This is a genomic window from Kitasatospora sp. NPDC093806 (assembly GCF_040683335.1).
Taxonomy (GTDB): Bacteria; Actinomycetota; Actinomycetes; order Streptomycetales; family Streptomycetaceae; genus Kitasatospora.
Window position 1 is genome coordinate 1 of record NZ_JBFBDO010000013.1, and the last position, 25808, is coordinate 25808.

Sequence of the window (25808 nt, forward strand, 5' to 3'; positions counted from 1 at the left end):
GGGGGGGGGGGGGGCGCGGCCAGGGGGGGGGCGGCGGCCCCCCCCCCCCCACGGCGAGGGGAGGGAATGTGGACACGATGCCCAACACCGGAGCGAGTGCCGGTCCGACCCTGGCAGGAACGGTGGGGTCTGCACAGGAAGTCGGATCCGCCGACTTCCTGTGCAGGGGCAACTGGGCCTCCTCGGCTGCCGGCTGCGCCGGGCTCCGATGCGACTGTCAGAGCCGAGTTCCCGGGGCACACCGAAGGAGGTCCCTCCTTCTTCCGCTACGGGTGGTGGGCCAACACGACGTGGGAGCTGGGCACACGGGTGTTCGCGGCGCGCGCTGGCTGCGGCCAGTGCGCGCCGCCCTGATGATCCATGGCCATCAATGGGTAGCTGCGCAGGCGGTCAGGGAGGACCCGGAGAGGTGTGGTCGGCTCGCCCGGCCCGAGTGGGGCTCGGGCCGGGCGAGTTCCAGGGTGGCTCGGGTGTGGTGCGAGGACCACGGCCACCGGATTCGCCGGGCTCCGGGCGGGCGGGGCGTGGGTGTGATGCCCGACAGCGGGTGCGCACAGGAAGTCGGATCCGCCGACTTCCTGTGCGCAGGGGAAGGAAGGCGCTCAGCCCTCCTCGCGCCAGCCTTCGTGGGAGACGGCGACGGCGTCGAGGGCGCGGAGGTGGGCGGGCGTCCAGCCGGTCTCCGGCGCTTCCACGACGACCAGCCACTGGGCGTCCTCGGCGTCGTCCTCGCCGGCCAGGGCGTCGCGGACGATCTCGAGTTCGCCGAGGTCCGGGTGGTCGGCACTGAGCTCCTCCGAGGCCTCCTCGGCGGCGTCGCGGTCGGGCAGGACGAGCAGCAGTCGCCCGTGCGGGTCGAAGTCGTCCGGCAGGTCGGTGGTGGTGGGGCTTTCGGTCACCCGCTCATTGTCCCGTGCGCCGAGGGCGGCCGGGCCGGGGGTGTCCGTCCCCCGTGGGATGCTGGTAGGCGATGGCCAGGAAGAGTGCACCCGACGACCTGCTCGCCCCGCTGACCCTCGCGGTCGGCCAGGAGGAGCTGCTGCTGGACCGCGCGGTCGCCCAGGTGGTGGCGGCCGCGAAGGCCGCGGACCCGGACACCGACGTGCGGGATCTCGCGCCCGGGGCCCTGCAGCCCGGCAGCCTGGCCGAGCTGACCACGCCCTCGCTCTTCGCCGAGCGCAAGGTGATCGTGGTCCGGGCCGCGCAGGACCTCTCCGCCGACTCGGTGAAGGAGGTCAAGGCCTACATCGAGGCCCCCGCCGAGGAAGTGATCATGGTCCTGGTGCACGCGGGCGGCGCCAAGGGCAAGGGGCTTCTGGACGCGGGCCGCAAGGCCGGCGGCCGTGAGGTGGCCTGCGCCAAGCTGGCCAAGGCGAACGAGCGGCTGGCGTTCGTGCGCGGCGAGTTCCGGACGCTCGGCCGGTCGGCGACGCCGGAGGCCTGCCAGGCGCTGCTGGACGCGCTCGGCAGCGACCTGCGGGAGCTGGCGGCGGCGTGCAGCCAGCTCACCTCGGACGTCGAGGGCACCATCGACGAGACGGTGGTGGCCCGCTACTACAGCGGCCGCGCCGAGGCGACCGGCTTCGAGGTGGCGGACCTGGCGGTCACCGGCCGGGCCGCCGAGGCCCTGGAGCGGCTGCGCTGGGCGCTCGCCGTGGGCCAGCCGCCGACCGGCATCACCTACGCGCTGGCGTCCGGCGTGCGCAGCATCGGGCGGCTGGCGACCACGGGGCGGAACATGCGGCCGGCGGACCTGGCGCGCGAGCTGGGCATGCCGCCGTGGAAGGTCGAGCGGGTCCGCCAGCAGATGCGCGGCTGGACGGGCGACGGCGTGGCCGTGGCGCTGACCGCGATCGCGCAGGCGGACGCCGCCGTCAAGGGCGGTTCCGACGACCCGGCCTTCGCGCTGGAGCGCGCGGTGGTCGCCGTGGCCAGGGCCTCCCGGGCCGGCTCCCGTCCGTCGTACTGAGCCCCCCGCACCGAGCCTCCCGTAACGGGCCTGCCGCACGGGAGGCGGCCGGGGGAGCGGCCGGCCGGGGCGGTTACCCGCCGCCGATGGCCTTGAGGATGTCCCGGGTGTCGTCGAGCATCGCGCGGCGGACGGTCTCGCGGTCCAGCGTGCGGTTCTTGCCGACCTGGTAGTTGTCGGTCCAGTACAGCGAGTACGTCATGCCGCCGTCCCGGACCTGCAGGTAGTGGTTGATGTCGTGGAAGGTCTTGTCGGAGTTGGTCGGCTCGTCGCCGTAGGCGAAGTAGGCCTCCTCGCCGAGGCCCGGCACATCGGTGATCTCGTACTTCTGCTGCTCGAAGAAGCGCCGGGTGGCGGCGTACTCGGGGACGGAGTCGAGCGCCTTGTGCAGTTCGACGCGGATGTCGAGGGTGGCGTAGTCGGTCGGGTCGCTGTCGCCGGTGGTGCGCTTCATCAGGGCGTAGCAGCGCATGATGTCCATGGAATCGCTCCGGCCGGTGTGCTCCAGCGGGTAGTTGTCCACCATCTTGTACTTGCCCCGGAACGCGGTGAGCTTGCCCGCGTCGCAGATCCGGTCGACGGGGTGGTAGCCGTGGATGCTCTTCGCGGCGGAGTCGCCCCGGACGAGGCCGGGCACGACGGCGACGGTGCCGGTCCAGACGGCCGAGGCGAGGAGCGCGCCGACGAACGCCCAGATCGCGTTGCGCCGCAGGTTCCCGCCCCGGCGGCCGCCGACGGCGGGGGTGCCCGGCACGGTGGCGGCGCCGGGCAGGCCGCCGGCGCCGGGCCGTCCGGGCGCGCTGGGCAGGCCGGGCGGCGGCCCGAACCCCGGCTGGCCGCTCGGCGGTGGTGGTGGCGGAGGTGTCGGCGGTGTCGGCGGCGGTGTCCCCAATGTGTGCCCCCCTCGGGCCCTCGGCGTGGACGTATCGGCGATGACGCGGATGCCGGAGAACCAGACCATAGCGGTCCCCCCGGACGGCGGGACAGGCGCCGTCGTCGCCCCGCGCCGCCGACTGAGCGGGTCGGCTGAGCGGGCGGACGGAGCAGGCGGCCCGCAGGGGCCCGGAAACGCGGACTGCCCGGCCGGTGGGGACCGGTCGGGCAGTGGCGGGAGGGCCTGCGAGCAGGCACTTCCGGTGGATCTCAGGTGCACCGCACCCGCGTGGCGAACGCAGGCCGCGTGCGGTGCGAGTCGTGTCGCGCCTCGGGGTACCGGGTAGAGGGCCGGTTCGTCCCGAGGGGGGTGGGGCCGTCGAGGCGGCCCCGGGGGCGTCAGGCCTGGACGGTGTTGACGCGCTTGGTGATGGCCGACTTCTTGTTGGCGGCCTGGTTGGCGTGGATGACGCCCTTGCTCACGGCCTTGTCGAGCGCCTTGGAGGCGGCGCGGGCCAGCACGACGGCCTTCTCGGTCTCGCCGGCGGCAGCGGCCTCGCGGGCCTTGCGCAGAGCGGTCTTCAGCGAGGACTTGACGGCCTTGTTGCGCAGGCGCGCCTTCTCGTTGGTCTTGTTGCGCTTGATCTGGGACTTGATGTTCGCCACGAAGGAGCCTCAGTCTGTGTAATCGGTTGGAACGGGGTTGCGCCGCGCGGCCGTCGGTTCTGCTGAGAGGGCATGCCGAGGCCAGGTGCAGCCGCCCACGCTACCAGGGGCGGCGGGTGCGCCCCAAACCGAACGGTGGCGCGCGCCCCGCTCGCGGGAAGTGGGAAGATGGGAGGAACTATCTCGATCGGACGACCGTCCGGTCGCCCGGGAAGCCGGTCAGCGATGATCCGGACACCCCCGGCCCCCGGACCAACGGAGAATCGGACCAAGGTGCCCGCGACCCCCAGCAATGTGCCAGAGCCCAGCCGTACCGACCCGGCGCTGATCCGCAACTTCTGCATCATCGCCCACATCGACCACGGCAAGTCGACGCTCGCCGACCGGATGCTGCAGATCACCGGTGTGGTCGACCCGCGGCAGATGCGCGCCCAGTACCTCGACCGCATGGACATCGAGCGCGAGCGCGGCATCACCATCAAGTCGCAGGCGGTCCGACTCCCGTGGGCGCCGAAGACCGGTCCCGAGGCCGGCACCACCCACATCCTCAACATGATCGACACCCCGGGCCACGTGGACTTCACGTACGAGGTGTCGCGTTCCCTCGCCGCGTGCGAGGGCACGATCCTGGTCGTCGACGCGGCCCAGGGCATCGAGGCGCAGACCCTCGCCAACCTGTACCTGGCGCTGGAGAACGACCTCACGATCGTCCCGGTGCTGAACAAGATCGACCTGCCGGCCGCCCAGCCGGAGAAGTACGCCGCGGAGATCGCGCACATCATCGGCTGCGACCCGTCGGACGTCCTCCAGGTGAGCGCCAAGACCGGTCTGGGCGTCGAGGACCTGCTGGACCACATCGTCAACACCGTCCCGGCCCCGGTCGGCGTCAAGGACGCCCCGGCCCGCGCGATGATCTTCGACTCGGTGTACGACTCCTACCGCGGCGTGGTCACCTACGTCCGTGTCGTGGACGGCCAGCTCACCAAGCGCGAGCGGATCGCGATGATGTCCACCGGCGCGACCCACGAGCTGCTGGAGATCGGCGTCATCTCGCCGGAGCCGAAGGTCGCGGACGGCCTGGGCGTCGGCGAGGTGGGCTACATCATCACCGGTGTGAAGGACGTCCGGCAGTCCAAGGTCGGTGACACCATCACCTCGATGCACAAGGGTGCGACCGAGGCGCTGGGCGGCTACAAGGACCCGCGTCCGATGGTGTTCTCCGGCCTCTACCCGCTGGACGGCTCGGACTACCCGCTGCTGCGCGACGCCCTGGACAAGCTGCGGCTGAACGACGCGGCGCTGGTGTACGAGCCGGAGACCTCCGTCGCGCTCGGCTTCGGCTACCGCTGCGGCTTCCTCGGCCTGCTGCACCTGGAGATCATCCGGGAGCGGCTGGAGCGCGAGTTCAACCTGGACCTGATCTCCACCGCCCCGAACGTGGTCTACCGGGTGGTCATGGAGGACGGCTCCGAGCACACCGTCACCAACCCGAGCGAGTTCCCGACCGGCAAGATCGCCGAGGTGTTCGAGCCGGTCGTGCGCGGCACCATCCTGGCGCCGAACGAGTTCGTCGGCGCGATCATGGAGCTCTGCCAGTCCCGCCGCGGCAACCTGCAGGGCATGGACTACCTGTCCGAGGACCGGGTCGAGCTGCGCTACACCCTGCCGCTCGCCGAGATCGTCTTCGACTTCTTCGACCAGCTGAAGTCCAAGACCCGCGGCTACGCCTCGCTGGACTACGAGCCCATCGGCGAGCAGAGCGCCGACCTGGTGAAGGTCGACATCCTGCTGCACGGCGACGCGGTGGACGCGTTCTCCGCGATCGTGCACAAGGACAAGGCCTACAACTACGGCGTGATGATGGCCGGCAAGCTGCAGAAGCTGATCCCGCGCCAGCAGTTCGAGGTGCCGATCCAGGCGGCGATCGGCTCGCGCGTGATCGCCCGCGAGACCGTCCGCGCGATCCGCAAGGACGTCCTCGCGAAGTGCTACGGCGGTGACATCTCGCGTAAGCGCAAGCTGCTGGAGAAGCAGAAGGAAGGCAAGAAGCGGATGAAGATGGTCGGCCGCGTGGAGGTCCCGCAGGAGGCCTTCATCGCCGCGCTGTCCACCGACGCCGAGGCGCCGAAGGAGAAGAAGTAGTCCGGGAAGAAGCAATCCGGTAGGCGCGTGCGGAAGGGCCCGGGCATCCCGCCCGGGCCCTTCCGCGTTCCCGCGCGCTACTTCAGCGCGCTGTAGACGACGCCGACGATCGCGGCCTTCGCCAGCCGCCCGGCCGTCCCGGTGAACACGGTGGGCTTCATCCGGTCGTCCGGGTGGACCAGCTGGAGCAGCCCGTCCTTCCGGCCGAGGCTCACGCACTGCACCACGTACTTGAACGCGAACGGCTTCGCGGTGCGCCCGGCGAGCAGCTTGCCGAGGTACTGGCCCTGCGGCAGGGCGGTGGCGCAGCCCATCCGCAGGGTGCCGACGCCGGGGACGGTGACGGCGGCGGCGTCGCCGACCACGTGGACGTCCGGGTGCGAGACCGACCGCAGGTGGTCGTCGACCAGGGCCCGGCCGCGCTCGTCGACGGCCAGTCCGGCCTCGGCGGCCAGCGGGTGCGGCTCCAGCGAGGCGGCCCAGACGGTGAGGTCCGCGTCGACCGGGCCGGCGGTGGTGCGCGGTCCGTCGGGGGTGACCTCGGTGACGGTGGCGTTCTCGTGGACGTCGACGCCGAGCCGGTCGAGGACGCGGCGGACGTGGGCGCGGCCCTTGGGCGAGTAGATGCCGCCGACCTGTCCGGCCGAGACGATCCGCACCCGCCAGTCGGGGTGGGCCTCGGCGAGTTCGGTGGCCAGTTCGATGCCGGTGGCGCCGCCGCCGACCACGGCGAGGGTGCCGGGCCGGTCGGCCTCGCGGATCCGGCGGCGGACCTCGGCGGCGCGCTCCACGGGGTGGGCGTGCTCGACGGCGCCGGGGACGCCGTGCCAGGCGGTGCGGCTGCCGAGGGCATAGACCAGGGTGTCGTAGTCGAGGGCGGTGCCGTCGTCGAGCAGGACCTTGTGTCCGGCGAGGTCGAGTTCGACGGCGCGGGCCCGGTGGTGGCGGATGCCGCGGCCGCGGGTCAGGTCGCCGATGGCGGGCCAGTCGCGGCCGCGGCCGGCCGCCTCCTCGTGCTGGCGGATGCGGTGCAGGAGCCGCTCCTCGGGGGCGACCAGGGTGACGCTGTGCTGCCGTCCGGCGCCCTTGGCCGCGGTGAGTCCGGCGTAGCCGGCGCCCAGGACGACGATCCGCTTGCCGGTGGTGGTGCTGCTCATCTCGTCCGCCTCCATTCCGTGCGCGCCCTCGGGGCGCTGTTCGGGAAGGGGACGACGCGGCCGGCCGGAGTGTGACGGTGACCCGCGTCACACCCCGGCCGGCCGCGGGGTGGCTCAGGCGCCGGCCGGGTTGAGGTGGGTGAGCTTCTCCGGGTTGACCACGGTGAACGCCTCGGTGATCCGGCCGTCGGCGACGGTGAACGCCAGCACGCCGCCGACCCGGCCGGACTCGTCGATCCAGAGCAGGCCGGGTTCGCCGTTGACCAGGGCGAAGTCGAGCCGCATGCCGGGGGTGAACCACTTGGCGACCAGACCCTGGACCAGCCGGGAGACCTTGTCGGAGCCGAGCACCGGGCGGATGCCGGCCCGGACGATCCCGCCGCCGTCGGAGTGCCAGACGATCTCGGGGTCGAGGACGGCGAGCAGGCCCTCGATGTCGCCGCGGGTGCTGGCGGCGGCGAACGCCTCGACCGCCTGCCGGTGCTCGGCGCGGTCGGCGCTGGACCGGCGGCCGCCGTCCTTGACCCGGCGGCGGGCGCGGGAGGCGAGCTGGCGGGCGGCGTCGGGGGTGCGGTCGAGGGAGGCGGCGATCTCGTCGAAGCCGACCGCGAAGACGTCGTGCAGCACGAACGCGGCGCGTTCGGCGGGGCTGAGCTGTTCCAGGACGGCGAGCAGGGCCATCGAGACGGACTCGCCGAGTTCGGCGAGCTCGGCGGGGGAGGCGGGGGTGTCCTGGAAGGTGACGGTCGGTTCGGGCAGCCATTCGCCGTAGTAGGCCTCGCGGCGGGCCCGGGCGGAGCCGAGCTGGTCGTAGCAGAGCCGGGTGACGACGGTGGTGAGGTAGGCGCGGGGGTCGGCGACCGCGGTGCGGTCGGTGGCGCGCCAGCGCAGCCAGGCCTCCTGGAGGACGTCCTCGGCGTCGGTGAAGGAGCCGAGCAGCCGGTAGGCGACGGAGCCGAGGTAGCGCCGGTAGGTCTCGAAGGCGTCCGGGGCGGGCGTGTCGCCGGGCTGGGTCGCGGCTGCCGCCGACGGGTCGTCACTCACGGGCCCTACCGTAGCGTCCGGCCCCGCGATCATGAAGACCGCCGGGGAACGCGAAAGGACCCGCCGGGGGACGGGAGAGCCCGGGGCGGTGGCCGCGCCACCGCCCCGGGCTCCCGGGGGCTCACTCGACCTCGGCGACCGCCTCGGCGAACTGGGCCTGGTAGAGCCGGGCGTACGCGCCCCCGGCGGCGATCAGTTCGTCGTGGGTGCCCTGTTCGACGATGGAGCCGCTCTCCATCACCAGGATCACGTCGGCGTCCCGGATGGTGGAGAGCCGGTGCGCGATGACGAAGCTGGTGCGGCCGGTCCGCAGCCGGGCCATGGCGCGCTGGATGAGCACCTCGGTGCGGGTGTCGACGGAGCTGGTCGCCTCGTCGAGGACGAGGATCGACGGTTGGGCGAGGAAGGCCCGGGCGATGGTGATGAGCTGCTTCTCGCCGGCGCTGACGCCGGCGCCCTCGTCGTCGATGACGGTGTCGTAGCCGTCGGGCAGGGTGCGGACGAAGCGGTCGACGTGGGCGGCCTTGGCGGCTTCGACGACCTGTTCGCGGGAGGCCCCCTCGGCGCCGTAGGCGATGTTGTCGGCGATGCTGCCGCCGAACAGCCAGGTGTCCTGGAGGACCATGCCGATGCCGGAGCGCAGTTCCTCGCGGGACATGGCGGCGATGTCGACGCCGTCGAGGGTGATCCGGCCGCCGCTGACCTCGTAGAACCGCATCAGCAGGTTGACCATGGTGGTCTTGCCGGCGCCGGTGGGGCCGACGATGGCGACGGTCTGGCCGGGTTCGACCTTGAGCGAGAGGTCCTCGATGAGGGGCTTGTCGGCCTCGTAGCGGAAGGCGACGTCCTGGAAGACGACCCGGCCGCGCAGGGTGTCGGGGCGTTCGGGCATGGCCGGTTCGGGGGTCTGCTCGGGCGCGTCGAGGAGTTCGAAGACGCGTTCGGCGGAGGCGACGCCGGACTGCACCAGGTTGGCCATGCTGGCGACCTGGGTGAGCGGCTGGCTGAACTGCCGGGAGTACTGGATGAACGCCTGGACGTCGCCGATGGACAGCGCGCCGCTGGCCACCCGCAGGCCGCCGACGACGGCGATCAGCACGTACTGGAGGTTGCCGATGAGCATCATCGCGGGCTGGATGACGCCGGAGATGAACTGGGCCTTGAAGCTGGAGGCGTAGAGGGCCTCGTTGTGCTCGCGGAAGGTGGCGGCGGACTCCCGCTGCCGGCCGAAGACCTTGACCAGGGTGTGGCCGGTGTACATCTCCTCGATGTGCGCGTTGAGCTGCCCGGTGGACTTCCACTGCTGGACGAACTGGGGCTGGGCGCGCTTGCCGACGCGGGTGGCGACGACCACCGAGAGCGGGACGGCGATCAGCGCGATGAGGGCGAGCAGCCACGAGATCCAGAACATCATGGCGAGCACGCCGACGACGGTGAGCAGCGAGTTGACGACCTGTCCCATGGTCTGCTGCATGGTCTGGCTGATGTTGTCGATGTCGTTGGTGACCCGGCTGAGGACCTCGCCGCGCGGCTGCTTGTCGAAGTAGCTGAGCGGCAGCCGGGCGAGTTTGGCCTCGGTGTCCTGGCGGAGCCGGTAGCCGGCCCGCTGGATGGCGCGGGCGGCGAGCCGGCCCTGGACGACGCCGAAGAGGGCGGAGGCGACGTACAGGGCGAGGACCCAGAGCAGGACGGAGCCGATGGCGTCGAAGTCCATGCCCTGGCCGGGGGTGAAGTCGACGGAGGAGAGCAGGTCGGCGAGGTCGGTGTCGCCGCGGGCGCGCATGCCGTCGACGATCTGCTGCTTGGAGGTGTCGGCGGGGAAGCGGGCGCTGACCACGCCGGCGAAGATCAGGTCGGTGGCGTGGCCGAGGATCTTGGGGCCGGTGATGGCGGCGCCGATGCTGAGGGTGCCGAGGGCGAGGACACCGGTGATGAGGGCGCGTTCGGGGCGCAGCAGTTTGAGCAGGCGTTTGCCGGAGGCCTTGAAGTCCATGGACTTCTCGGCGCCCTGGCCGCCCATGAAGCGGCCGGGGCCGGCGGGGCCGCGGCGGGCGGCGGCGGCCTGGGAGTCGCCGGCCTGCGGGACCGGCTTGCCGCCCCCGGCGGGCGGGCCCTTGCGGAGGTCGGGTGCGGGCTTGTCGGGGGTGGTCACGCCGCCTCCTGCTCGGTGAGCTGGGAGAGCACGATCTCCCGGTATGTCGGGTTGCCGGCCATGAGTTCGCGGTGGGTGCCGGTGCCGACGACGGCGCCCTCGTCGAGGACGATGATCCGGTCGGCGTCGCGGATGGTGGAGACGCGCTGGGCGACGATCAGCACGGTGGCGTCGGAGGTCTCGCGGGCGAGGGCCTTGCGCAGCTTGGCGTCGGTGGCGTAGTCGAGCGCGGAGAAGGAGTCGTCGAAGAGGTAGATGTCGGGCCGGCGGACCAGGGTGCGGGCGATGGCCAGGCGCTGGCGCTGGCCGCCGGAGACGTTGCTGCCGCCCTGGGCGATGGGCGCGTCCAGGCCTTCGGGCAGCCGTTCGACGAACTCCTTGGCCTGGGCGATCTCCAGGGCGTGCCAGAGTTCCTCGTCGGTGGCGTCGGGCCGGCCGTAGCGCAGGTTGCCGGCGATGGTGCCGGAGAACAGGTAGGGCTTCTGCGGGACGAGGCCGACGCTGTCGGCGACGGTCTCGGGGGCGAGGTCGCGGACGTCGACGCCGCCGAGCAGGACCCGGCCGGAGGTGGCGTCGAAGAGCCGGGGGACGAGGCCGAGCAGGGTGGACTTGCCGCTGCCGGTGGAGCCGATGACGGCGGTGGTCTCGCCGGGGCGGGCGCTGATGTCGATGCCGCGCAGGACGGGCGCCTCGGCGCCGGGGTAGCGGAAGTCGACGTCGCGCAGTTCGAGGTGGCCGCGGCGCAGGACCTCGGTGACGGGCGCGGCGGGCGGGACGACGCTGGAGGAGGTGGTGAGCACCTCCTGGACGCGTTCGGCGCAGACCTCGGCGCGCGGCACCATCATGAACATGAAGGTGGCCATCATGACGCTCATCAGGATCTGCAGCAGGTAGGAGAGGAAGGCGGTGAGCGCGCCGATCTCCATGTCGCCGCTGTCGATCCGGTGGGCGCCGAACCAGAGCACGGCGACGCTGGAGACGTTGACGACCAGCATGACGCTGGGGAACAGGTAGGCCATCAGCTTGCCGACCTGGAGGGAGACGCCGGTGAGGTCGCCGTTGGCGTCGGCGAACCGGTTCTGCTCGTGGTCGTCCTTGACGAAGGCGCGGATCACCCGGATGCCGGTGATCTGCTCGCGCAGCACCCGGTTCACGGTGTCGATCTTCTCCTGCATGCTGCGGAAGCGCGGGCGCAGCGCGCGGACGAGGACGGTGACGACGGCGCCGAGCGCGGGGATCACGGCCAGCAGCAGCCCGGAGAGCGGCACGTCCTGGTTGAGGGCCATGATGATGCCGCCGACGCACATGATGGGCGCCGCGACCATGAGGGTGAAGGCCATCAGGACCAGCATCTGGACCTGCTGGACGTCGTTGGTGGTGCGGGTGATCAGCGAGGGGGCGCCGAACTGTCCCATCTCGCGGGCGGAGAAGCCCTGGACGCGGTCGAAGACGTCGGCGCGCAGGTCGCGGCCGACGGCCATGGCGGTGCGCGCGCCGTAGTAGACGGCGACGATGGAGCAGAGGGTCTGCAGCAGGGTGACGCCGATCATGACGGCGCCCACGCGCAGGATGTAGCCGGTGTCGCCCTTGACCACGCCGTTGTCGATGATGTCGGCGTTGAGGGTGGGCAGGTAGAGCAGTGCGAGGGTGGAGACCAGCTGGAGGAGCACCAGCAGGGTGATCGGTCGGGTGTAGGGGCGTAGGTACGCCCTGAGCAGTCTGATCAGCACTGGCTCACTCTTGTCGTCGGCGGCGGCGTTGGCATCCCAATTCTCGGTGCTGGCGCGGCTCGTGCCCGCGATTCCGGGCAAGCGAGCCGGATCTTTGTCCAGTCCTTTGCCGAACGTCCCGGTGGGCGCGGTGGTGCCGGGGCGCCACGGGTATGGCGGCGGGCACTCGTGATCCGGGAGGGTGTCGACTCGGCCCGCCCTCTTACGGAATGACCGGTTTCCCCCTAGGCTGCTGACTGCCCTCTTGTTACTCGTCGGTATCGGCCAGGTTGCCAAGAGTGTCGGCGACCGCCCCCACGGAAGCCGTGTCCCGGTCTCGGAGACGATCCCCAGCCTCAGAGCCAGTCCCTCAGACGGCCACCCGCCCCCGGAGGTCCTCGTTGAGTTCCGCGCAGTCCCTGATCGACTCCGGCAGTGCCGACATCATCGCCGGGCGTCCGGCCTCGGTCGCGCACCTGTTCCAGGAACGGGTCGCCCTGACCCCGGGCGCCGAGGCCTACCGCTATCCGGCCCCGGTGGACGAGCAGGCCGCGGACGGCGCCCCCGGCGCCGAGCAGTGGCGCTCGCTGACCTGGGCGCAGACCGCGGCCCGGGTGTACGGGGTGGCGGCCGGCCTGCTGGCGCTGGGCATCCGGGCCGAGGACCGGGTCGCGCTGGCCTCCTCGACCCGCCTGGAGTGGGTCCTCGCCGACCTCGGCAACATGTGCGCGGGCGCCGCCACCACGGCCATCTACCCGAGCACCAACGCGGACGAGACCGCGTTCATCCTCTCCGACTCCGGCTCCCGGGCCCTGTTCGCCGAGAACGCCGCCCAGCTCGCCAAGATCGTCCCCGCGCTGGACCGGCTGCCCGAGCTGGAGACCGTCGTCCTGTTCGACGCGCCCGCCGAGGCCCCCGAGGCCGGCCGGCTGAAGGTGCTCAGCTTCGCCGAACTGGAGCGGCTCGGCGCCGAGCACCTGGCCGAGCGGCCGGACGCCGTCGAGAAGACCGTCGCCGCGCTCGACAAGGAGCAGCTGGCCACCCTGATCTACACCTCCGGCACCACCGGCCGCCCCAAGGGCGTGCGCCTGGTGCACGACTGCTGGGCGTACGAGGGGCGGGCCCAGGAGCTGACCGGGCTGCTGGCCGCCGACGACGTGCAGTTCATGTGGCTGCCGCTGTCGCACGTGTTCGGCAAGACGCTGATCTCCGGGCAGATCGCCACCGGGCACGTGATGGCGCTGGACGGCCGGGTCGACCGGATCATCCACAACCTGCCGGTGATCCGGCCGACCATCATGGCCTCGGCGCCGCGGATCTTCGAGAAGGTCTACAACGGCATCGCCGGGAAGGCCCGCGCCGAGGGCGGCGCCAAGTACAAGATCTTCCTGTGGGCGGCGGCCACCGCCCGCGACTACGCGCGCACGGTCCAGGAGAACCGGGTGGCCACCGGCGTCGGGAGCGCCCCGCTGGGCCTGCGGCTCAAGCACGCGCTGGCCGACAGACTCGTGTTCGCGAAGATTCGGGCGGCGTTCGGCGGGCGGCTGCGCGGGGCGGTCTCCGGTAGCGCCGCGCTGGCCCCCGAGATCGGCTACTTCTTCGTCGGCGCCGGGGTGCCGATCCTGGAGGGCTACGGCCTGAGCGAGACCAGCGCCGGCTCCTGCGTCAACCGGGCCGAGGACATCCGGGTCGGCACGGTGGGCCGTCCGCTGCCCGGCACCGAGGTGCGGATCGCCGAGGACGGCGAGATCCTGCTGCGCGGCCCGGGCATCATGCGCGGCTACCACAACCTGCCGGAGAAGACCGCCGAGGTGCTGGAGGCGGACGGCTGGTTCCACACCGAGGACATCGGCGAGCTGTCCCCGGACGGCGTGCTGCGGATCACCGACCGCAAGAAGGACATGTTCAAGACCTCCGGCGGCAAGTACGTCGCGCCCAGCGAGGTGGAGGGCAAGTTCAAGGCGGTCTGCCCGTTCGTCAGCAATGTCCTGGTGATCGGCGCCAGCCGCAACTTCTGCACCGCGCTGATCGGCCTGGACGAGGCGGCGATCATGCCGTGGGCCGCCGAGCACGGCCTGGCCGGGAAGTCCTACGCCGAGGTGGTCGCCGACCCGCAGACGCACAAGCTGATCGACGGCTTCGTGCAGCGGCTCAACGGCTCGCTCCAGCGCTGGCAGACGATCAAGAAGTTCCACCTGCTGCCGCGCGACCTGGACGTCGAGCACGGCGAGCTCACCCCGAGCCTGAAGATCAAGCGCCCGGTGGTCGAGCGGACCTACGCGGACGCGGTCACCGCGATGTACGCGGGCTCCAACGAGGCCTGAGCCGCCCCCGTCCCGTACGGCCCGGAGGAACACTCCGGCCGTACGGGACAATGGGTGCATGCCCTCCGCACTCCCCGACGGCGAACCGGTGCCGTCCGACGGTTCCCTGCCCGCGCACGCCCTCGACGGGCTGGGCTCCCGGCCGTTCGGCTTCTACCTGCACGTGCCCTACTGCGCGAGCCGCTGCGGCTACTGCGACTTCAACACCTACACCGCCACCGAGCTGCGCTCCTCGGGGGCGGTAGCCTCCCAGGAGACCTACGCGGACAACGTGGTCGCCGAGATCCGGCTCGCCCGGAAGGTCCTCGGCGGCGCCGACCTGCCGGTGCGCACCGTCTTCCTCGGCGGCGGCACCCCCACCCTGCTGCCCGCCCGCGACCTGGTGAAGATGCTCGCCGCGATCCGCGACGAGTTCGGGCTCGCCGAGGACGCCGAGGTCACCACCGAGGCCAACCCGGAGTCCGTCGACCCCGCCTACCTCGCCGAACTGCGGGCCGGCGGCTACAACCGGATCTCCTTCGGCATGCAGTCCGCCCGCCCGCACGTGCTGAAGCTGCTCGACCGCCACCACACCCCCGGCCGCCCCGAGGCCTGCGTCGCCGAGGCCCGCGCGGCCGGCTTCGAGCACGTCAACCTGGACCTCATCTACGGCACCCCCGGCGAGTCCGACGACGACTGGCGGGCCTCCCTGGACGCCGCGATCGGCGCCGGGCCGGACCACGTCTCCGCCTACTCGCTGATCGTCGAGGACGGCACCAGGCTCGCCGCCCGGGTCAAGCGCGGCGAACTGCCGATGATCGACGACGACGTGCACGCCGACCGCTACCTGATCGCCGAGGAGGCGCTCGCCGCCGCCGGCTACTCCTGGTACGAGGTCTCCAACTGGTCCACCACCCCGGAGGGCCGCTGCCGGCACAACGAGCTGTACTGGACCGGCGCCGACTGGTGGGGCGCCGGCCCGGGCGCGCACAGCCACGTCGGCGGCGTCCGCTGGTGGAACGCCAAGCACCCGGCCGGCTACGCCCGGGCCCTCGCCGAGGGCCGCACCCCGGCCCAGGGCCGCGAACGGCTCACCGCCGAGGACCGCCGGGTCGAGCGCGTCCTGCTCGAACTGCGCCTCGCCGAGGGCATCCCGCTCGACCTCCTCACCGCCGCCGGCCGCGCCGCCGCCACCCGCCACCTCGCCGACGGCCTCCTCGCCCCCGACACCTACGCCCAGGGCCGCGCCACCCTCACCCTCCAGGGCCGCCTCCTGGCGGACGCGGTGGTACGTGACCTGGTGGACTGATAGTCGTTAACGTGGTGTCAGCCGTCGGAGGGAGCGCGCAATGACCGCCATCGATGACCGGATGACTGGGATCTTCGAAAACCTGGAGGTCCCGGAAGGCTTCAAGGCCGAGCTCATCAGGGGGGAAATCGTGATGATGGCAGGGCGTGACATGGTCCACAACCTCATCATCCGCGCCATCCAGCATCAGACACCGTACGACCGGTGGAACGCCCTGACCACACAGGACGTGGCCTTCGTTGGTGCGGTCAGCGAGCCCCAGCCGGACCTGGTCGTGTTCGAACGCGGGGCGGTCGAGGAGTCCGGGCGGTTGCTGTCCGCGTCCGCAGTGACGCTGGCGGTCGAGGTGGTCTCCAAAACCAGTGTGTTCCGCGACTACCGGACCAAGCGGGAGCTGTACGCCGAGGGCGCGATCCCCGTGTGCCTGATCGTCGATCCGATCAAGGGCCTGTGCGTCCTGCTCACCGAGCCGACCCGGGCCGCCGCCTCGGGGCTGCCGGACTACGTGGTCGAGCGGACCACCAAGTTCGGCGAGCCGGTGCCGTTGGATCTGCTGGGTATCACGCTTGACACCACGGAGTTCCAGCCCTATTCCTGATCCGGCTGGGTGACGAAGTCGATCAGTTCCTCGACGCGGCCGAGGAGCTCCGGTTCCAGGTCCTTGAAGGAGTCGACGGCGGCGAGGATGCGCTTCCAGGCGGCGGGGGTGTTCTCGGGCCAGCCGAGGCGGCGGCAGGTGCCGAGTTTGAAGTCCTCGCCGCGCGGGACGGCGGGCCAGGCGGGGATGCCGACGGAGGCGGGCTTCACGGCCTGCCAGACGTCGATGTAGGGGTGGCCGACGACCAGGACCGCCGGGCCGGTGACCCGGGCGGCGATCCGGTGCTCCTTGGTGCCGGGGAGCAGGTGGTCGACCAGGACGCCGAGCCGGCGGCCGGGGCCGGGGGCGAAGTCGGCGACGATCGCGGGCAGGTCGTCGACGCCCTCCAGGTACTCGACGACCACGCCCTCGATCCGCAGGTCGTCGCCCCAGACCCGTTCCACCAGCTCGGCGTCGTGCCGGCCCTCGACGTAGATCCGGGACTCGCGGGCGACCCGGGCCCGGGTGCCGGGGACGGCGACCGAGCCGGAGGCGGTGCGGCCGGGGGTGCGGGCGGGGGCCGGGCCGGTGGGCCGGACCAGGGTGACGACCCGGCCCTCCAGCAGGAAGCCGCGCGGGACCAGCGGGAACACCCGGTGCTTGCCGAACCGGTCCTCCAGGGTGACGGTGAACCCCTCGGCGGTCTTCTCGCAGCGCACCACCGCCCCGCAGTAGCCGGTCGCCGCCTCCTCGACCACCAGGTCCCGCTCGGCCGGCACCTCCGGGGCGGGGGCCTGCTTCTTCCACGGCGGGGTCAGGTCGGGTCCGTACGAGCGGCTGCGCATGTCCCGGAGTCTACGAGGCGTCAGCCCGTGAACGGCGAGTTCAGCACCAGGATCCCGGCGATCCGCGCCCGCAGGGCGGCGGAGTGCGGCAGCGGCACGGGGTCGGCGCCGCGTTCCGTCCGCACGCCCCGGTCGGCGAGCACGTACACCATCCGCAGCGTGCGCAGGGTGTTGGAGACGACGGCGGGCACGGCGCCGGTGGTCGCGGACGGGCGGCGCGGCGGCTGCGCCGCGATCGGGTCGAGCCAGTCGAGCGCCTGGCGTTCGGTCAGGTCCGGCCGGGTGAGGATCTGGGCGACGGCGCGGCCGAGCCGGTCGTCCTCCATGGCGTCCAGCACGTGGTCGGTGGGGGCGAGCAGCCGGGCGGTGACCAGGTCCAGCAGCGGGGTCGGGTCGGCGAGCAGGGGGCCGCGGCCGAGGGCGGCCAGCAGGTCGGCGCCGTGCGCGACGGCGTGCAGCCAGCCGAGTTCGGGGTCGAAGCCGCGCAGGTCGGTCTCGCCGACGTACCAGTGGGCGAAGGCCTCCAGCCAGGCCGGGCGGTAGGCGCCGAGGTCGACGAGGTCGGCGAGGACGAGCGGGGCGAAGGTGCGGGCCTGGATCTCGGGGTCGGTGAGGCGTTCGGCCATCTCGTCGCCGAGCGCGAGGCGCTGCTCGGGGGTGAGGAGGGGCACCCAGCGGCACAGCTGTTCGTAGGCGAGGCTGTCGCGCACGTGCGGGTCGGGCGAGCGCAGGGCGGCGCTCACGGCGGCGAGGGTCTCGGGGGTGGGGTCGGCGGACTCGATCGCGCTCCAGTTGATCACGGGCGGACCCTAGGGGGAGCGCGCCGGTGGGGCCACCGGATTTTCACAGCCCGGGGGCGCCCCAGACCGGGAACCAGCGGGTGAGGTCCTTCTCCAGCCGCAGGTCGTTCCCGAGCAGCGCGTTGACCTGGAGCTCCAGCGGGCTGTCGCGCTTCTCCGCGCCGCCGGGCAGCGGCGCGAAGGGGTAGAACGCGGCGCGCTTGTACAGGTAGACCAGGGCCAGCGGCCGCTCCCGGGCGTCGCGGAAGCCGATCAGCGAGCAGAGCAGCTGCGGGCCGAAGCCGTTGGCCTCCAGTTCGCTGTTGACCGCGTGCAGGTCGTTGACGAGTTCCGGGAGCTCCTCGGGGGCGTGCCGGGCGAGCAGCCAGGAGTAGCCGTAGGCGTCGGTGGACGCCTCCACGGGGACGCCGCCGCGGCCGGTGTCGGCGTCGAGCAGGGCCCGGACCTGCCGTTCGACCTCGTCGAAGGCGCCGCCCTCGACGGAGGCGAAGCAGACCGAGCCGATCCCGGTGGGCCGGAAGCCGGCCCCGGCTTCGAGGGTGAGGGCGGCGGAGGGCACGCCGAACAGCTGGTCGAGGTCGGGTTTGACGGGCTTGGTGCGGCCGAACAGCGCGTCCAGGATTCCCACGGCGGTCCTTTCCCGGGGCGGGGGCGGGGGAGGGGTGTCTCAGTGGCCGAGCCGGGTGGAGATCTCGGCCAGCTGGGCCAGTCGCTTCTCCAGCGTCGGGTGGGTGGAGAACAGCTGGGTGGCGGCCTCCCGGGCGCTCAGCGCGGGGGCGAAGTAGAAGGCGTTGTAGGCCTGGGCCTGCCGCAGGTCCTTGGTCGGGATGGCGGCGATCTGGCCGGTGACCTTGGTGAGCGCGGAGGCGAGCGCGCTGGGCCGGCCGGTGAGCTGGGCGGCGGCCCGGTCGGCGGCCAGTTCGCGGTAGCGGGAGAGCAGCCGGGTCAGCAGGAAGCTGATCGCGTACACGGCGACCGACACCAGCGGGATGACCAGGGCGGCGATCGCGGCGTTGGAGTCGTTGTTGTTGCGGCCGCCGAGGAAGCCGCCGTACATGGCGATCCGGGTCATCGCGCCGGCCAGCACGCCGAGGAAGCCGGCCACCGTCATGACGGCGACGTCCCGGTGGGCGACGTGCGACAGCTCGTGGGCGAGCACGCCCTCCAGCTCCTCCGGTTCGAGCCGGCGCAGCAGGCCGGTGGTGACGCAGACCACCGCGTTGTTCGGGTTGCGGCCGGTGGCGAAGGCGTTCGGCATGTCGGTGTCGGTGACCGCGACCCGGGGTTTGGGCATGTCGGCGAGCGCGCAGAGCCGGTCGACGGCGCCGTGCAGCTGCGGGTACTGCTCGGGGGTGACGGGGCGGGCGCCCATCGCCCGTTCGGTGATCTTGTCGCTGAACCAGAACTGGGCGACGAACAGGCCGCCGGAGATCAGGACCACGATCGGCCAGGCGCCGCGCAGCAGCACGATCAGCAGGCCGGTGAATCCGACGTACAGCAGGCCGATCAGGAACATCGTCCCGACCATCCGGCCGGTCAGGCCGCGGTCCGGGGCGAATCGGGTTGGCTGGCCCGGGCTCGACATCGCTGGTCCTCCGTTCGCCGTCCGCTTTCGATGCTGCCACCCGGCCGGGCCGGCGGCATCACCCGCGCGGCGCGGATTGCGGGCAGGATCACCCCGGCCGGGCCGTTCCTGCCGTCGGACCCGGGCCTTACACTGGCAGGTACGGTTCTGGCACTCGTGTGTTCAGAGTGCCAAGACCGGGGCCTTGCCGGATCGGCTCGAACCGCTCGGAAACGGACACATGTCACAACGGACAACGCGTGCAGACGGAGGTGCGTGCCCCATGGCCGGTGAGGTCCGCCAGCTCGACGACCGCAAGCTCGCGGTGCTTCGCGCGATCGTCCAGGACTACGTGGGGACGGAGGAGCCGGTCGGCTCCAAGGCCCTGGTGGAGCGGCACAACCTCGGGGTCTCCCCGGCGACCGTCCGCAACGACATGGCGGCGCTGGAGGAGGACGGCTTCATCCACCAGCCGCACACCAGCGCCGGGCGGATCCCCACCGACAAGGGGTACCGCCTGTTCGTCGACCGGCTGGCGGAGGTCAAGCCGATGAGCGCGCCCGAGCGGCGGGCGATCCGGCACTTCCTGGACGGCGCGGTGGACCTCGACGACGTGGTCGCCCGTACCGTGCGGCTGCTGGCCCAGCTGACCCGCCAGGTCGCGGTGGTGCAGTACCCCTCGCTGACCCGTTCCACGGTGCGGCACATCGAGCTGGTGGCGCTGGCCCCGGCCAAGGTGATGCTGGTGCTGATCACCAACACCGGCCGGGTCGAGCAGCGGATGGTCGACTGCCCGGGCTCGGTCGGCGAGACCGTCCTGGCGGACCTGCGGAGCCGGATCAACACGCGGGCGGCCGGCCAGCGGCTGCCGGACGTGCCGGGGCTGCTGGAGGAGCTGCCCGCGCTGTTCGAGGCGGCCGACCGGCCGACCGTCTCGACCGTGCTGGCGACGCTCTTCGAGACGCTCGCCGAGCAGAACGAGGAGCGGATCATGCTGGCCGGCACGGCCAACCTGACCCGCTTCGGCCACGACTTCCCGCTGACCATCCAGCCGGTGCTGGAGGCGCTGGAGGAGCAGGTCGTCCTGCTCCGCCTCCTGGGTGAGACCGCGGACGCGGGGATGACGGTCCGGATCGGCCGCGAGAACGCCTACGAGGGGCTGAATTCCACCTCGATCGTCTCGGTCGGTTACGGTTCGGGCGACGAGAGCGTGGCCAAGCTGGGTGTGATCGGTCCGACCCGGATGGACTACCCGGGCACAATGGGGGCGGTGCGAGCGGTGGCACGGTACGTGGGCCAGATCCTGGCCGAGTCGTAGGAACGGGTGCCGTTAAAAGACTTAACGGCGCCCTGAATCGCAAGCACTCTTACAGGCGGAACAAGCGGAGCATTTGGTGGCCACGGACTACTACGCGGTACTCGGCGTCCGACGGGATGCGGGGCAGGACGAGATCAAGAAGGCGTTCCGGCGCCTGGCACGCGAACTGCACCCGGACGTCAACCCGGACCCGAAGACGCAGGAGCGGTTCAAGGAGATCAACGCCGCCTACGAGGTGCTCTCCGATCCGCAGAAGCGCCAGGTCTACGACCTCGGCGGCGACCCGCTCTCGCCGAACGGCGGGGGCGGCGCGGGCGGCTTCGGCGCGGGCGCGGCGGGCTTCGGCTTCTCCGACATCATGGACGCCTTCTTCGGCGCCGCCTCCGGCCAGCGCGGCCCGCGTTCGCGGACCCGGCGCGGCCAGGACGCCATGATCCGGTTGGAGATCACCCTGGAGGAGGCCGCGTTCGGCACCACCAAGGAGCTCCAGGTCGACACCGCCGTCACCTGCACCACCTGCAGCGGCGAGGGCGCGGCCCCCGGCACCTCCGCGCAGACCTGTGACATGTGCCGCGGCAAGGGCGAGGTCTCCCAGGTCACCCGGTCCTTCCTGGGCCAGGTCATGACCTCCCGGCCCTGCCCGCAGTGCCAGGGCTTCGGCACCGTCGTGCCGACCCCGTGCCCGGAGTGCGCCGGCGACGGCCGGGTCCGCGCCCGCCGCACCCTGACCGTCAAGATCCCCGCCGGTGTCGACAACGGCACCCGGATCCAGCTGGCCGGCGAGGGCGAGGTCGGCCCCGGCGGCGGCCCGGCCGGCGACCTGTACGTGGAGATCGCCGAGACCACGCACGCCGTCTTCCAGCGCCGCGGCGACGACCTGCACTGCACGGTCACCATCCCGATGACGGCCGCCTCGCTCGGCACCCAGGTGCCGCTGCAGACCCTGGACGGGCTGGAGGAGGTCGACATCCGGCCCGGCACCCAGTCCGGCCAGTCGATCCCGCTGCACGGGCGGGGCATCACCCACCTGCGCGGCGGCGGCCGCGGTGACCTGATAGTGCATGTCGAGGTGCAGACGCCCACCAAGCTCGACGCCGAGCAGGAGGAGCTGCTGCGCCGGCTCGCGGTGCTGCGCGGCGAGGAGCGGCCGTCCGGCCAGTTCGCGCCCGGGCAGCAGGGGCTGTTCTCCCGGCTGAAGGACGCCTTCAACGGCCGTTAGCCGTCCCGCAGGGGGGTGCCGAGGCTTCCTCGGCACCCCTTTCGCGTTCCCGACCCCCTGTCCCGCTTCACCCCGCCCCCGGAGGTTCCCCGCATGACCGCGCCCGTGTTCGTCGTCGACACCGAGCGGATCGCCGCCGCCGCGCCGGGCGCGCTGGTCCGGCTGGACGGGCCGGAGGGCCGGCACGCCGCCGCCGTGAAGCGGTTGGAGCCGGGCGAGGCGGTCACCCTGGCCGACGGGCTCGGCCTCGGCGTGGACGGCACCGTCGCGGCGGTGCACGGCAAGGACGCGATCGAGGTGGCGGTGGCCGCCGTGCGCCGCGAGCCGGAGCCGGCGCCGCGGATCGTCGTCGTCCAGGCGCTGCCCAAGGGGGACCGCGGCGAGCTGGCCGTGGAGACCATGACCGAGGTCGGCGTGGACGTGGTCGTCCCGTGGTCGGCCGCCCGCTGCATCACCCAGTGGAAGGGCGAGCGCGGGGCCAAGGCGCTCGCCAAGTGGCGGGCCACCGCGCGGGAGGCCGGCAAGCAGTCCCGCCGGCTGCGCTTCCCCGAGGTCCGCGACCCGATGACGACCCGGCAGCTGGCCCCGCTGCTGGCCGCCGCCGCGTTCGCCGGCGTGCTGCACGAGGAGGGCGCCGAGCCGCTGGCCGGGGCCGCCCTGCCGGCCGCCGGGGACCTGGTGCTGGTGGTCGGCCCGGAGGGCGGGGTCTCCCCGGAGGAGCTGGCCGCCTTCGCCGAGGCCGGCGCGCGGCCCTACCGGCTCGGCCCGTCGGTGCTGCGCACCTCCACCGCGGGGGTCGCCGCGGGCGCGCTGCTGCTGGGCCGCACCGGCCGCTGGAGCTGAATCCCCCGCGATCCCCCGCAGGGGTTCGTGGTCGGCGAAAACCGGGCGCACCGGCGGGGTGCGTGCCTAGGGTGACGGGTGTGACCGAACCCGAGAGCACCTCCGCCGGCGCGTACCTGCGCCACCCGCACCTGCACGGTGACCGGATCGCCTTCGTCGCCGAGAACGACGTGTGGCTCGCCCCGCTGGACGGCGGCCGGGCCTGGCGGCTGACGGCCGATCACCTCCCGGTCCGCCGCCCCCGGTTCTCCCCGGACGGGCGGCACGTCGCCTTCACCTCCACCCGGGACGGCGCGCCCGAGGTGCACGTCGTGCTGGCCGACGGCGGCCCGTCCCGGCGGCTCACCCACTGGGGCGACGCGCAGACCCAGCTGCGCGGCTGGACGGCGGACGGCCGGCCGATCGCCACCACCGCCGCCGGGCAGGCCTCGCTGCGCCGCACCTGGGCGTACGCGGTGCCGCTGGACGGCGGCGAGCCGGCTCGGCTGCCGTACGGGCCGGTCGGCGGGCTGGCCTTCGAACCGGACGGCGACCGGGCGCTGCTGGTCTCGGCGTTCGGCGTGGAGCCGGCCTGGTGGAAGCGGTACCGGGGCGGGCGGACCGGCAAGCTGTGGATCGGCGCCGACCGCTTCGAGCGGGTCCACGCCGAGCTGGACGGCAACATCGAGTCGCCGCTCTGGGTGGGCGGGCGGATCGCCTTCCTCTCCGACCACGAGGGCGTCGGCGCGCTGTACTCCAGCCTCCCCGACGGCACCGACCTGCGCCGCCACTCGACCTCCCCGGAGGGCTTCTACGCCCGCAACGCCACCACCGACGGCACCCGGGTGGTCTGGCACGCGGCCGGCGACCTGTGGCTGCTGGACGACCTGGAGGGCGCCGAGCCGCGCCGGCTGGACGTCCGGCTGGCCGGTCCGCGCACCGGCCGCCGCCCGCGCCCGGTGCCGGCCTCGTTCTGGCTGGAGACCGCCGCCCCGGACCGCACCGGCCGGGCCGGCGCCGTCGTGGTGCGCGGCACCGTGCACTGGCTGACCCACCGGGAGGGCCCGGCCCGGGTCCTGGACGAGACGCCCGGGGTGCGCGGCCGGCTCGCCCGGGTGGTGCCGGGCTCCGGCGAGGACGCCGGCCAGGGCGTGCTGTGGGTGACCGACGCCGAGGGCGAGGACGCGATCGAGTACGCGCCCGCCGTGCTCGGCGCCGAGCGCCGCCGGCTGGCCGCCGGGCGGCTCGGCCGGGTCCGCACGCTGCTGGTCTCGCCGGACGGCAAGCAGCTGGCGGTCGGCTCGCACGACGGCCGGGTGCTGCTGGTGACGCTGGCCGACGGCGCCGTGCACGAGCTGGCGCGCAGCACCGACGGCGAGGTCAGCGGCCTGGCGTTCAGCCCCGACTCGGCGTGGCTGGCCTGGTCCCGGCCGACCCTCGGGCCGTGGTCGCTGCGCCAGATCGTGCTGGCCAACCTGGCCACCCGGACGGTCTCCGAGGTGACCCCGCAGCGGTTCATCGACACCTCGCCGGCGTTCACCGCGGACGGCCGGCACCTGGCGTTCCTGTCGGTGCGCAACTTCGACCCGGTGTACGACTCGCACGTCTTCGACCTGTCGTTCCCCAACGGCTGCCGCCCGTACCTGATCACCCTGGCCGCGGACACGCCGTCCCCGTTCGGGCCGCGCCGGGCCGGCCGGGCGGTCGGCGGCGAGGACGACGAGCCGAAGGGCAAGAAGGCCGAGGGCGAGGACGGCGCGGCCGACGCGCCGCCGGTGACCCGGGTCGACCTGGACGGCATCGCCGACCGGATCGTGCCGTTCCCGGTGGAGGGCGGCCGGTTCGGCAGCCTGCGGGCCGCCAAGGACGGCGTGCTGTGGACGAGGGTCCCGCTGGTCGGCGAGCTCGGCGACGAGGCGGCCTCGCTGGAGGACGAGCGGCCGCGCCCCACCCTGGAGCGCTTCGACTTCCGCAAGCGCCGGGCCGAGCAGCTGGTCGACGGCCTGGACGGGTTCGCGGTGAGCGGCGACGGCAGCCGGCTGGCCGTGCTGGACGAGGGCGAGCTGCGGATCGTGCCCGCCGACCACAAGGCGGCCGGCGAGGACGACGAGGTCGACGTCGACCTGACCCGGCTGCGGGTGACCGTCGACCCGGCGGCCGAATGGCGGCAGATGTTCGACGAGAACGGCCGTCTGATGCGGGACAACTTCTGGCGCCCGGACCTCGACGGGGTGGACTGGGCGGGGGCGCTGGCCCGCTACCGCCCGCTGGTGGAGCGGCTCGGCTCGCACGACGACCTGGTCGACCTGCTCTGGGAGGTGCACGGCGAGCTGGGCACCTCGCACGCCTACGTGGTGCCCTACGGCGCGCACACCGAGCCGGCCCGCCGGCAGGGCCTGCTCGGCGCGGACCTGGTCAAGGAGGGCGAGGTCTGGCGGATCGCCCGGATCCTGCCCGGCGAGTCCTCCGACCCGCGGGCCCGGTCGCCGCTGGCCGCACCCGGCGCCGCGGTCCGCGCGGGGGACGCGGTGCTGGCCGTCAACGGCCGCCCGGTCGACCCGGTGACCGGCCCGGCGCCGCTGCTGGCGGGCACCGCCGGGCAGCCGGTCGAGCTGACCGTGGCCGGCAAGGACGGCACCGACCAGCGCCACCCGGTGGTGGTGCCGATCGCCGACGAGGAGGCGCTGCGCTACCACGACTGGGTGGCCGGCCGCCGGGCGGTGGTGCGCGAGCTGTCCGACGGGCGGCTCGGCTACCTGCACATCCCGGACATGCAGACCACCGGCTGGGCGCAGATCCACCGCGACCTGCGCTCCGAGATGGCCCGCGAGGGCGTGGTCGTCGACATCCGGGGCAACCGGGGCGGGCACACCTCGCAGCTGGTGATCGAGAAGCTGGCCCGGAAGGTGATCGGCTGGAACGTCGCCCGGGACACCGCCTCGCCGGTGCCGTACCCGGCGGACGCGCCGCGCGGGCCGGTCGTCGCGCTGGCCGACGAGTACTCGGGCTCGGACGGCGACATCGTCAACGCGGCGATCCAGGCGCTGGGCATCGGCCCGGTGGTCGGCACCCGCACCTGGGGCGGGGTGATCGGCATCGACAGCCGGTACTCGCTGGTGGACGGCACCCTGGTGACCCAGCCGAAGTACGCGTTCTGGGGCGAGCGGCACGGCTGGGGCGTGGAGAACCACGGGGTGGACCCGGACGTCGAGGTGCCGATCGCCCCGCACGAGTGGGCGGCGGGGGAGGACCCGCAGCTCGCCGAGGGCGTCCGGCTGGCGCTGGCGGCGCTGGCCGCCACCCCGGCGAAGACCCCGCCGGTGCTGCCCTGGGAGTAGC

General features: G+C 73.0%; 20 protein-coding genes. 9 read left to right on the forward strand and 11 right to left on the reverse strand.

Annotation, left to right across the window (positions count from 1 at the left end):
- Positions 1 to 602 precede the first annotated feature (602 nt).
- Positions 603 to 899 carry a hypothetical protein gene (locus AB0N76_RS10015; protein ID WP_363555140.1) on the reverse strand — a complete coding sequence of 99 codons (297 nt, stop codon included), beginning with the start codon at positions 897 to 899 and terminating at the stop codon, positions 603 to 605.
- A gap of 71 nt (positions 900 to 970) precedes the next feature.
- On the opposite strand from AB0N76_RS10015, the gene holA reads away from it, so the two are divergent.
- Positions 971 to 1969: a DNA polymerase III subunit delta gene (gene holA / locus AB0N76_RS10020; RefSeq protein WP_363555142.1), complete on the forward strand. Its 999-nt coding sequence runs from the start codon at positions 971 to 973 to the stop codon at positions 1967 to 1969.
- Between the two features lie 73 nt (positions 1970 to 2042).
- Here the strand turns inward: holA and AB0N76_RS10025 are convergent, their stop codons facing one another.
- A complete protein-coding gene (locus tag AB0N76_RS10025) occupies positions 2043 to 2861 on the reverse strand; it encodes a hypothetical protein (protein ID WP_363555144.1) in 819 nt (272 codons plus the stop codon).
- Positions 2862 to 3241: 380 nt separating this feature from the next.
- Positions 3242 to 3508, reverse strand: a complete 267-nt coding sequence (rpsT, locus tag AB0N76_RS10030; protein ID WP_363555146.1) for a 30S ribosomal protein S20 — start codon at positions 3506 to 3508, stop codon at positions 3242 to 3244.
- 273 nt (positions 3509 to 3781) lie between these two features.
- Between rpsT and lepA the strand changes: the two genes are divergently transcribed.
- Entirely contained in the window at positions 3782 to 5650 is a 1869-nt protein-coding gene (gene lepA / locus AB0N76_RS10035; protein WP_363555148.1) for a translation elongation factor 4, read from the forward strand.
- A 77-nt stretch (positions 5651 to 5727) separates the two neighbouring features.
- Here the strand turns inward: lepA and AB0N76_RS10040 are convergent, their stop codons facing one another.
- The 4 genes from AB0N76_RS10040 to AB0N76_RS10055 all read right to left on the reverse strand — a co-directional run bounded on the left by AB0N76_RS10040 (position 5728) and on the right by AB0N76_RS10055 (position 11733).
- A complete protein-coding gene (locus tag AB0N76_RS10040; protein ID WP_363555150.1) occupies positions 5728 to 6807 on the reverse strand; it encodes an FAD-dependent oxidoreductase in 1080 nt (359 codons plus the stop codon).
- A 114-nt stretch (positions 6808 to 6921) separates the two neighbouring features.
- Complete coding sequence (locus tag AB0N76_RS10045; RefSeq protein WP_363555152.1) at positions 6922 to 7851, reverse strand: sigma-70 family RNA polymerase sigma factor; 930 nt, start codon at positions 7849 to 7851, stop codon at positions 6922 to 6924.
- Positions 7852 to 7972: 121 nt separating this feature from the next.
- Entirely contained in the window at positions 7973 to 9871 is a 1899-nt protein-coding gene (locus tag AB0N76_RS10050) for an ABC transporter ATP-binding protein (RefSeq protein ID WP_363555317.1), read from the reverse strand.
- Positions 9872 to 9999: 128 nt separating this feature from the next.
- Positions 10000 to 11733, reverse strand: a complete 1734-nt coding sequence (locus AB0N76_RS10055) for an ABC transporter ATP-binding protein (protein WP_363555154.1) — start codon at positions 11731 to 11733, stop codon at positions 10000 to 10002.
- Positions 11734 to 12113: 380 nt separating this feature from the next.
- Between AB0N76_RS10055 and AB0N76_RS10060 the strand changes: the two genes are divergently transcribed.
- Genes AB0N76_RS10060 through AB0N76_RS10070 form a run of 3 tightly spaced genes read left to right on the forward strand, consistent with a single transcriptional unit; the run spans position 12114 to position 15922 of the window.
- Positions 12114 to 14036, forward strand: a complete 1923-nt coding sequence (locus AB0N76_RS10060; protein WP_363555156.1) for a long-chain fatty acid--CoA ligase — start codon at positions 12114 to 12116, stop codon at positions 14034 to 14036.
- A 58-nt stretch (positions 14037 to 14094) separates the two neighbouring features.
- Entirely contained in the window at positions 14095 to 15324 is a 1230-nt protein-coding gene (hemW, locus tag AB0N76_RS10065) for a radical SAM family heme chaperone HemW (RefSeq protein WP_363555158.1), read from the forward strand.
- A gap of 40 nt (positions 15325 to 15364) precedes the next feature.
- Complete coding sequence (locus AB0N76_RS10070) at positions 15365 to 15922, forward strand: Uma2 family endonuclease (RefSeq protein WP_363555160.1); 558 nt, start codon at positions 15365 to 15367, stop codon at positions 15920 to 15922.
- Here AB0N76_RS10070 and AB0N76_RS10075 read toward each other — a convergent pair.
- The 4 genes from AB0N76_RS10075 to htpX are packed head-to-tail and all read right to left on the reverse strand — an operon-like array spanning position 15913 to position 19131.
- The gene (locus AB0N76_RS10075; protein WP_363555162.1) at positions 15913 to 16746 is read right to left on the reverse strand and encodes a DUF3097 domain-containing protein; all 834 of its coding nucleotides are present in this window, start codon (positions 16744 to 16746) and stop codon (positions 15913 to 15915) included. The genes AB0N76_RS10070 and AB0N76_RS10075 overlap by 10 nt on opposite strands.
- A 20-nt stretch (positions 16747 to 16766) precedes the next feature.
- Positions 16767 to 17546, reverse strand: a complete 780-nt coding sequence (locus AB0N76_RS10080; protein WP_363555164.1) for a DUF2785 domain-containing protein — start codon at positions 17544 to 17546, stop codon at positions 16767 to 16769.
- Between the two features lie 43 nt (positions 17547 to 17589).
- The gene (locus AB0N76_RS10085) at positions 17590 to 18174 is read right to left on the reverse strand and encodes a hypothetical protein (protein WP_363555166.1); all 585 of its coding nucleotides are present in this window, start codon (positions 18172 to 18174) and stop codon (positions 17590 to 17592) included.
- Between the two features lie 39 nt (positions 18175 to 18213).
- The gene (htpX, locus tag AB0N76_RS10090) at positions 18214 to 19131 is read right to left on the reverse strand and encodes a zinc metalloprotease HtpX (RefSeq protein WP_363555168.1); all 918 of its coding nucleotides are present in this window, start codon (positions 19129 to 19131) and stop codon (positions 18214 to 18216) included.
- A gap of 262 nt (positions 19132 to 19393) precedes the next feature.
- Between htpX and hrcA the strand changes: the two genes are divergently transcribed.
- From hrcA to AB0N76_RS10110, 4 genes are all read left to right on the forward strand, one after another.
- Positions 19394 to 20428 carry a heat-inducible transcriptional repressor HrcA gene (gene hrcA, locus AB0N76_RS10095; RefSeq protein WP_363555170.1) on the forward strand — a complete coding sequence of 345 codons (1035 nt, stop codon included), beginning with the start codon at positions 19394 to 19396 and terminating at the stop codon, positions 20426 to 20428.
- Positions 20429 to 20504: 76 nt separating this feature from the next.
- Positions 20505 to 21647, forward strand: a complete 1143-nt coding sequence (gene dnaJ / locus AB0N76_RS10100) for a molecular chaperone DnaJ (protein WP_363555172.1) — start codon at positions 20505 to 20507, stop codon at positions 21645 to 21647.
- Positions 21648 to 21740: 93 nt separating this feature from the next.
- Complete coding sequence (locus AB0N76_RS10105) at positions 21741 to 22490, forward strand: 16S rRNA (uracil(1498)-N(3))-methyltransferase (protein WP_363555173.1); 750 nt, start codon at positions 21741 to 21743, stop codon at positions 22488 to 22490.
- A gap of 80 nt (positions 22491 to 22570) precedes the next feature.
- Complete coding sequence (locus AB0N76_RS10110) at positions 22571 to 25807, forward strand: PDZ domain-containing protein (RefSeq protein ID WP_363555175.1); 3237 nt, start codon at positions 22571 to 22573, stop codon at positions 25805 to 25807.
- Position 25808: the final 1 nt, after the last annotated feature.

Excerpts from the sequence above, each read along its gene's own strand:
- AB0N76_RS10050 (WP_363555317.1), bottom strand. The coding sequence starts at position 9,871 with ATGGGCGGCCAGGGCGCCGAGAAGTCCATGGACTTCAAGGCCTCCGGC.
- htpX (WP_363555168.1), bottom strand. The coding sequence starts at position 19,131 with ATGTCGAGCCCGGGCCAGCCAACCCGATTCGCCCCGGACCGCGGCCTG.
- AB0N76_RS10070 (WP_363555160.1), top strand. The coding sequence starts at position 15,365 with ATGACCGCCATCGATGACCGGATGACTGGGATCTTCGAAAACCTGGAG.
- hemW (WP_363555158.1), top strand. The coding sequence starts at position 14,095 with ATGCCCTCCGCACTCCCCGACGGCGAACCGGTGCCGTCCGACGGTTCC.
- AB0N76_RS10040 (WP_363555150.1), bottom strand. The coding sequence starts at position 6,807 with ATGAGCAGCACCACCACCGGCAAGCGGATCGTCGTCCTGGGCGCCGGC.
- holA (WP_363555142.1), top strand. The coding sequence starts at position 971 with ATGGCCAGGAAGAGTGCACCCGACGACCTGCTCGCCCCGCTGACCCTC.
- AB0N76_RS10105 (WP_363555173.1), top strand. The coding sequence starts at position 21,741 with ATGACCGCGCCCGTGTTCGTCGTCGACACCGAGCGGATCGCCGCCGCC.
- hrcA (WP_363555170.1), top strand. The coding sequence starts at position 19,394 with ATGGCCGGTGAGGTCCGCCAGCTCGACGACCGCAAGCTCGCGGTGCTT.
- AB0N76_RS10075 (WP_363555162.1), bottom strand. The coding sequence starts at position 16,746 with ATGCGCAGCCGCTCGTACGGACCCGACCTGACCCCGCCGTGGAAGAAG.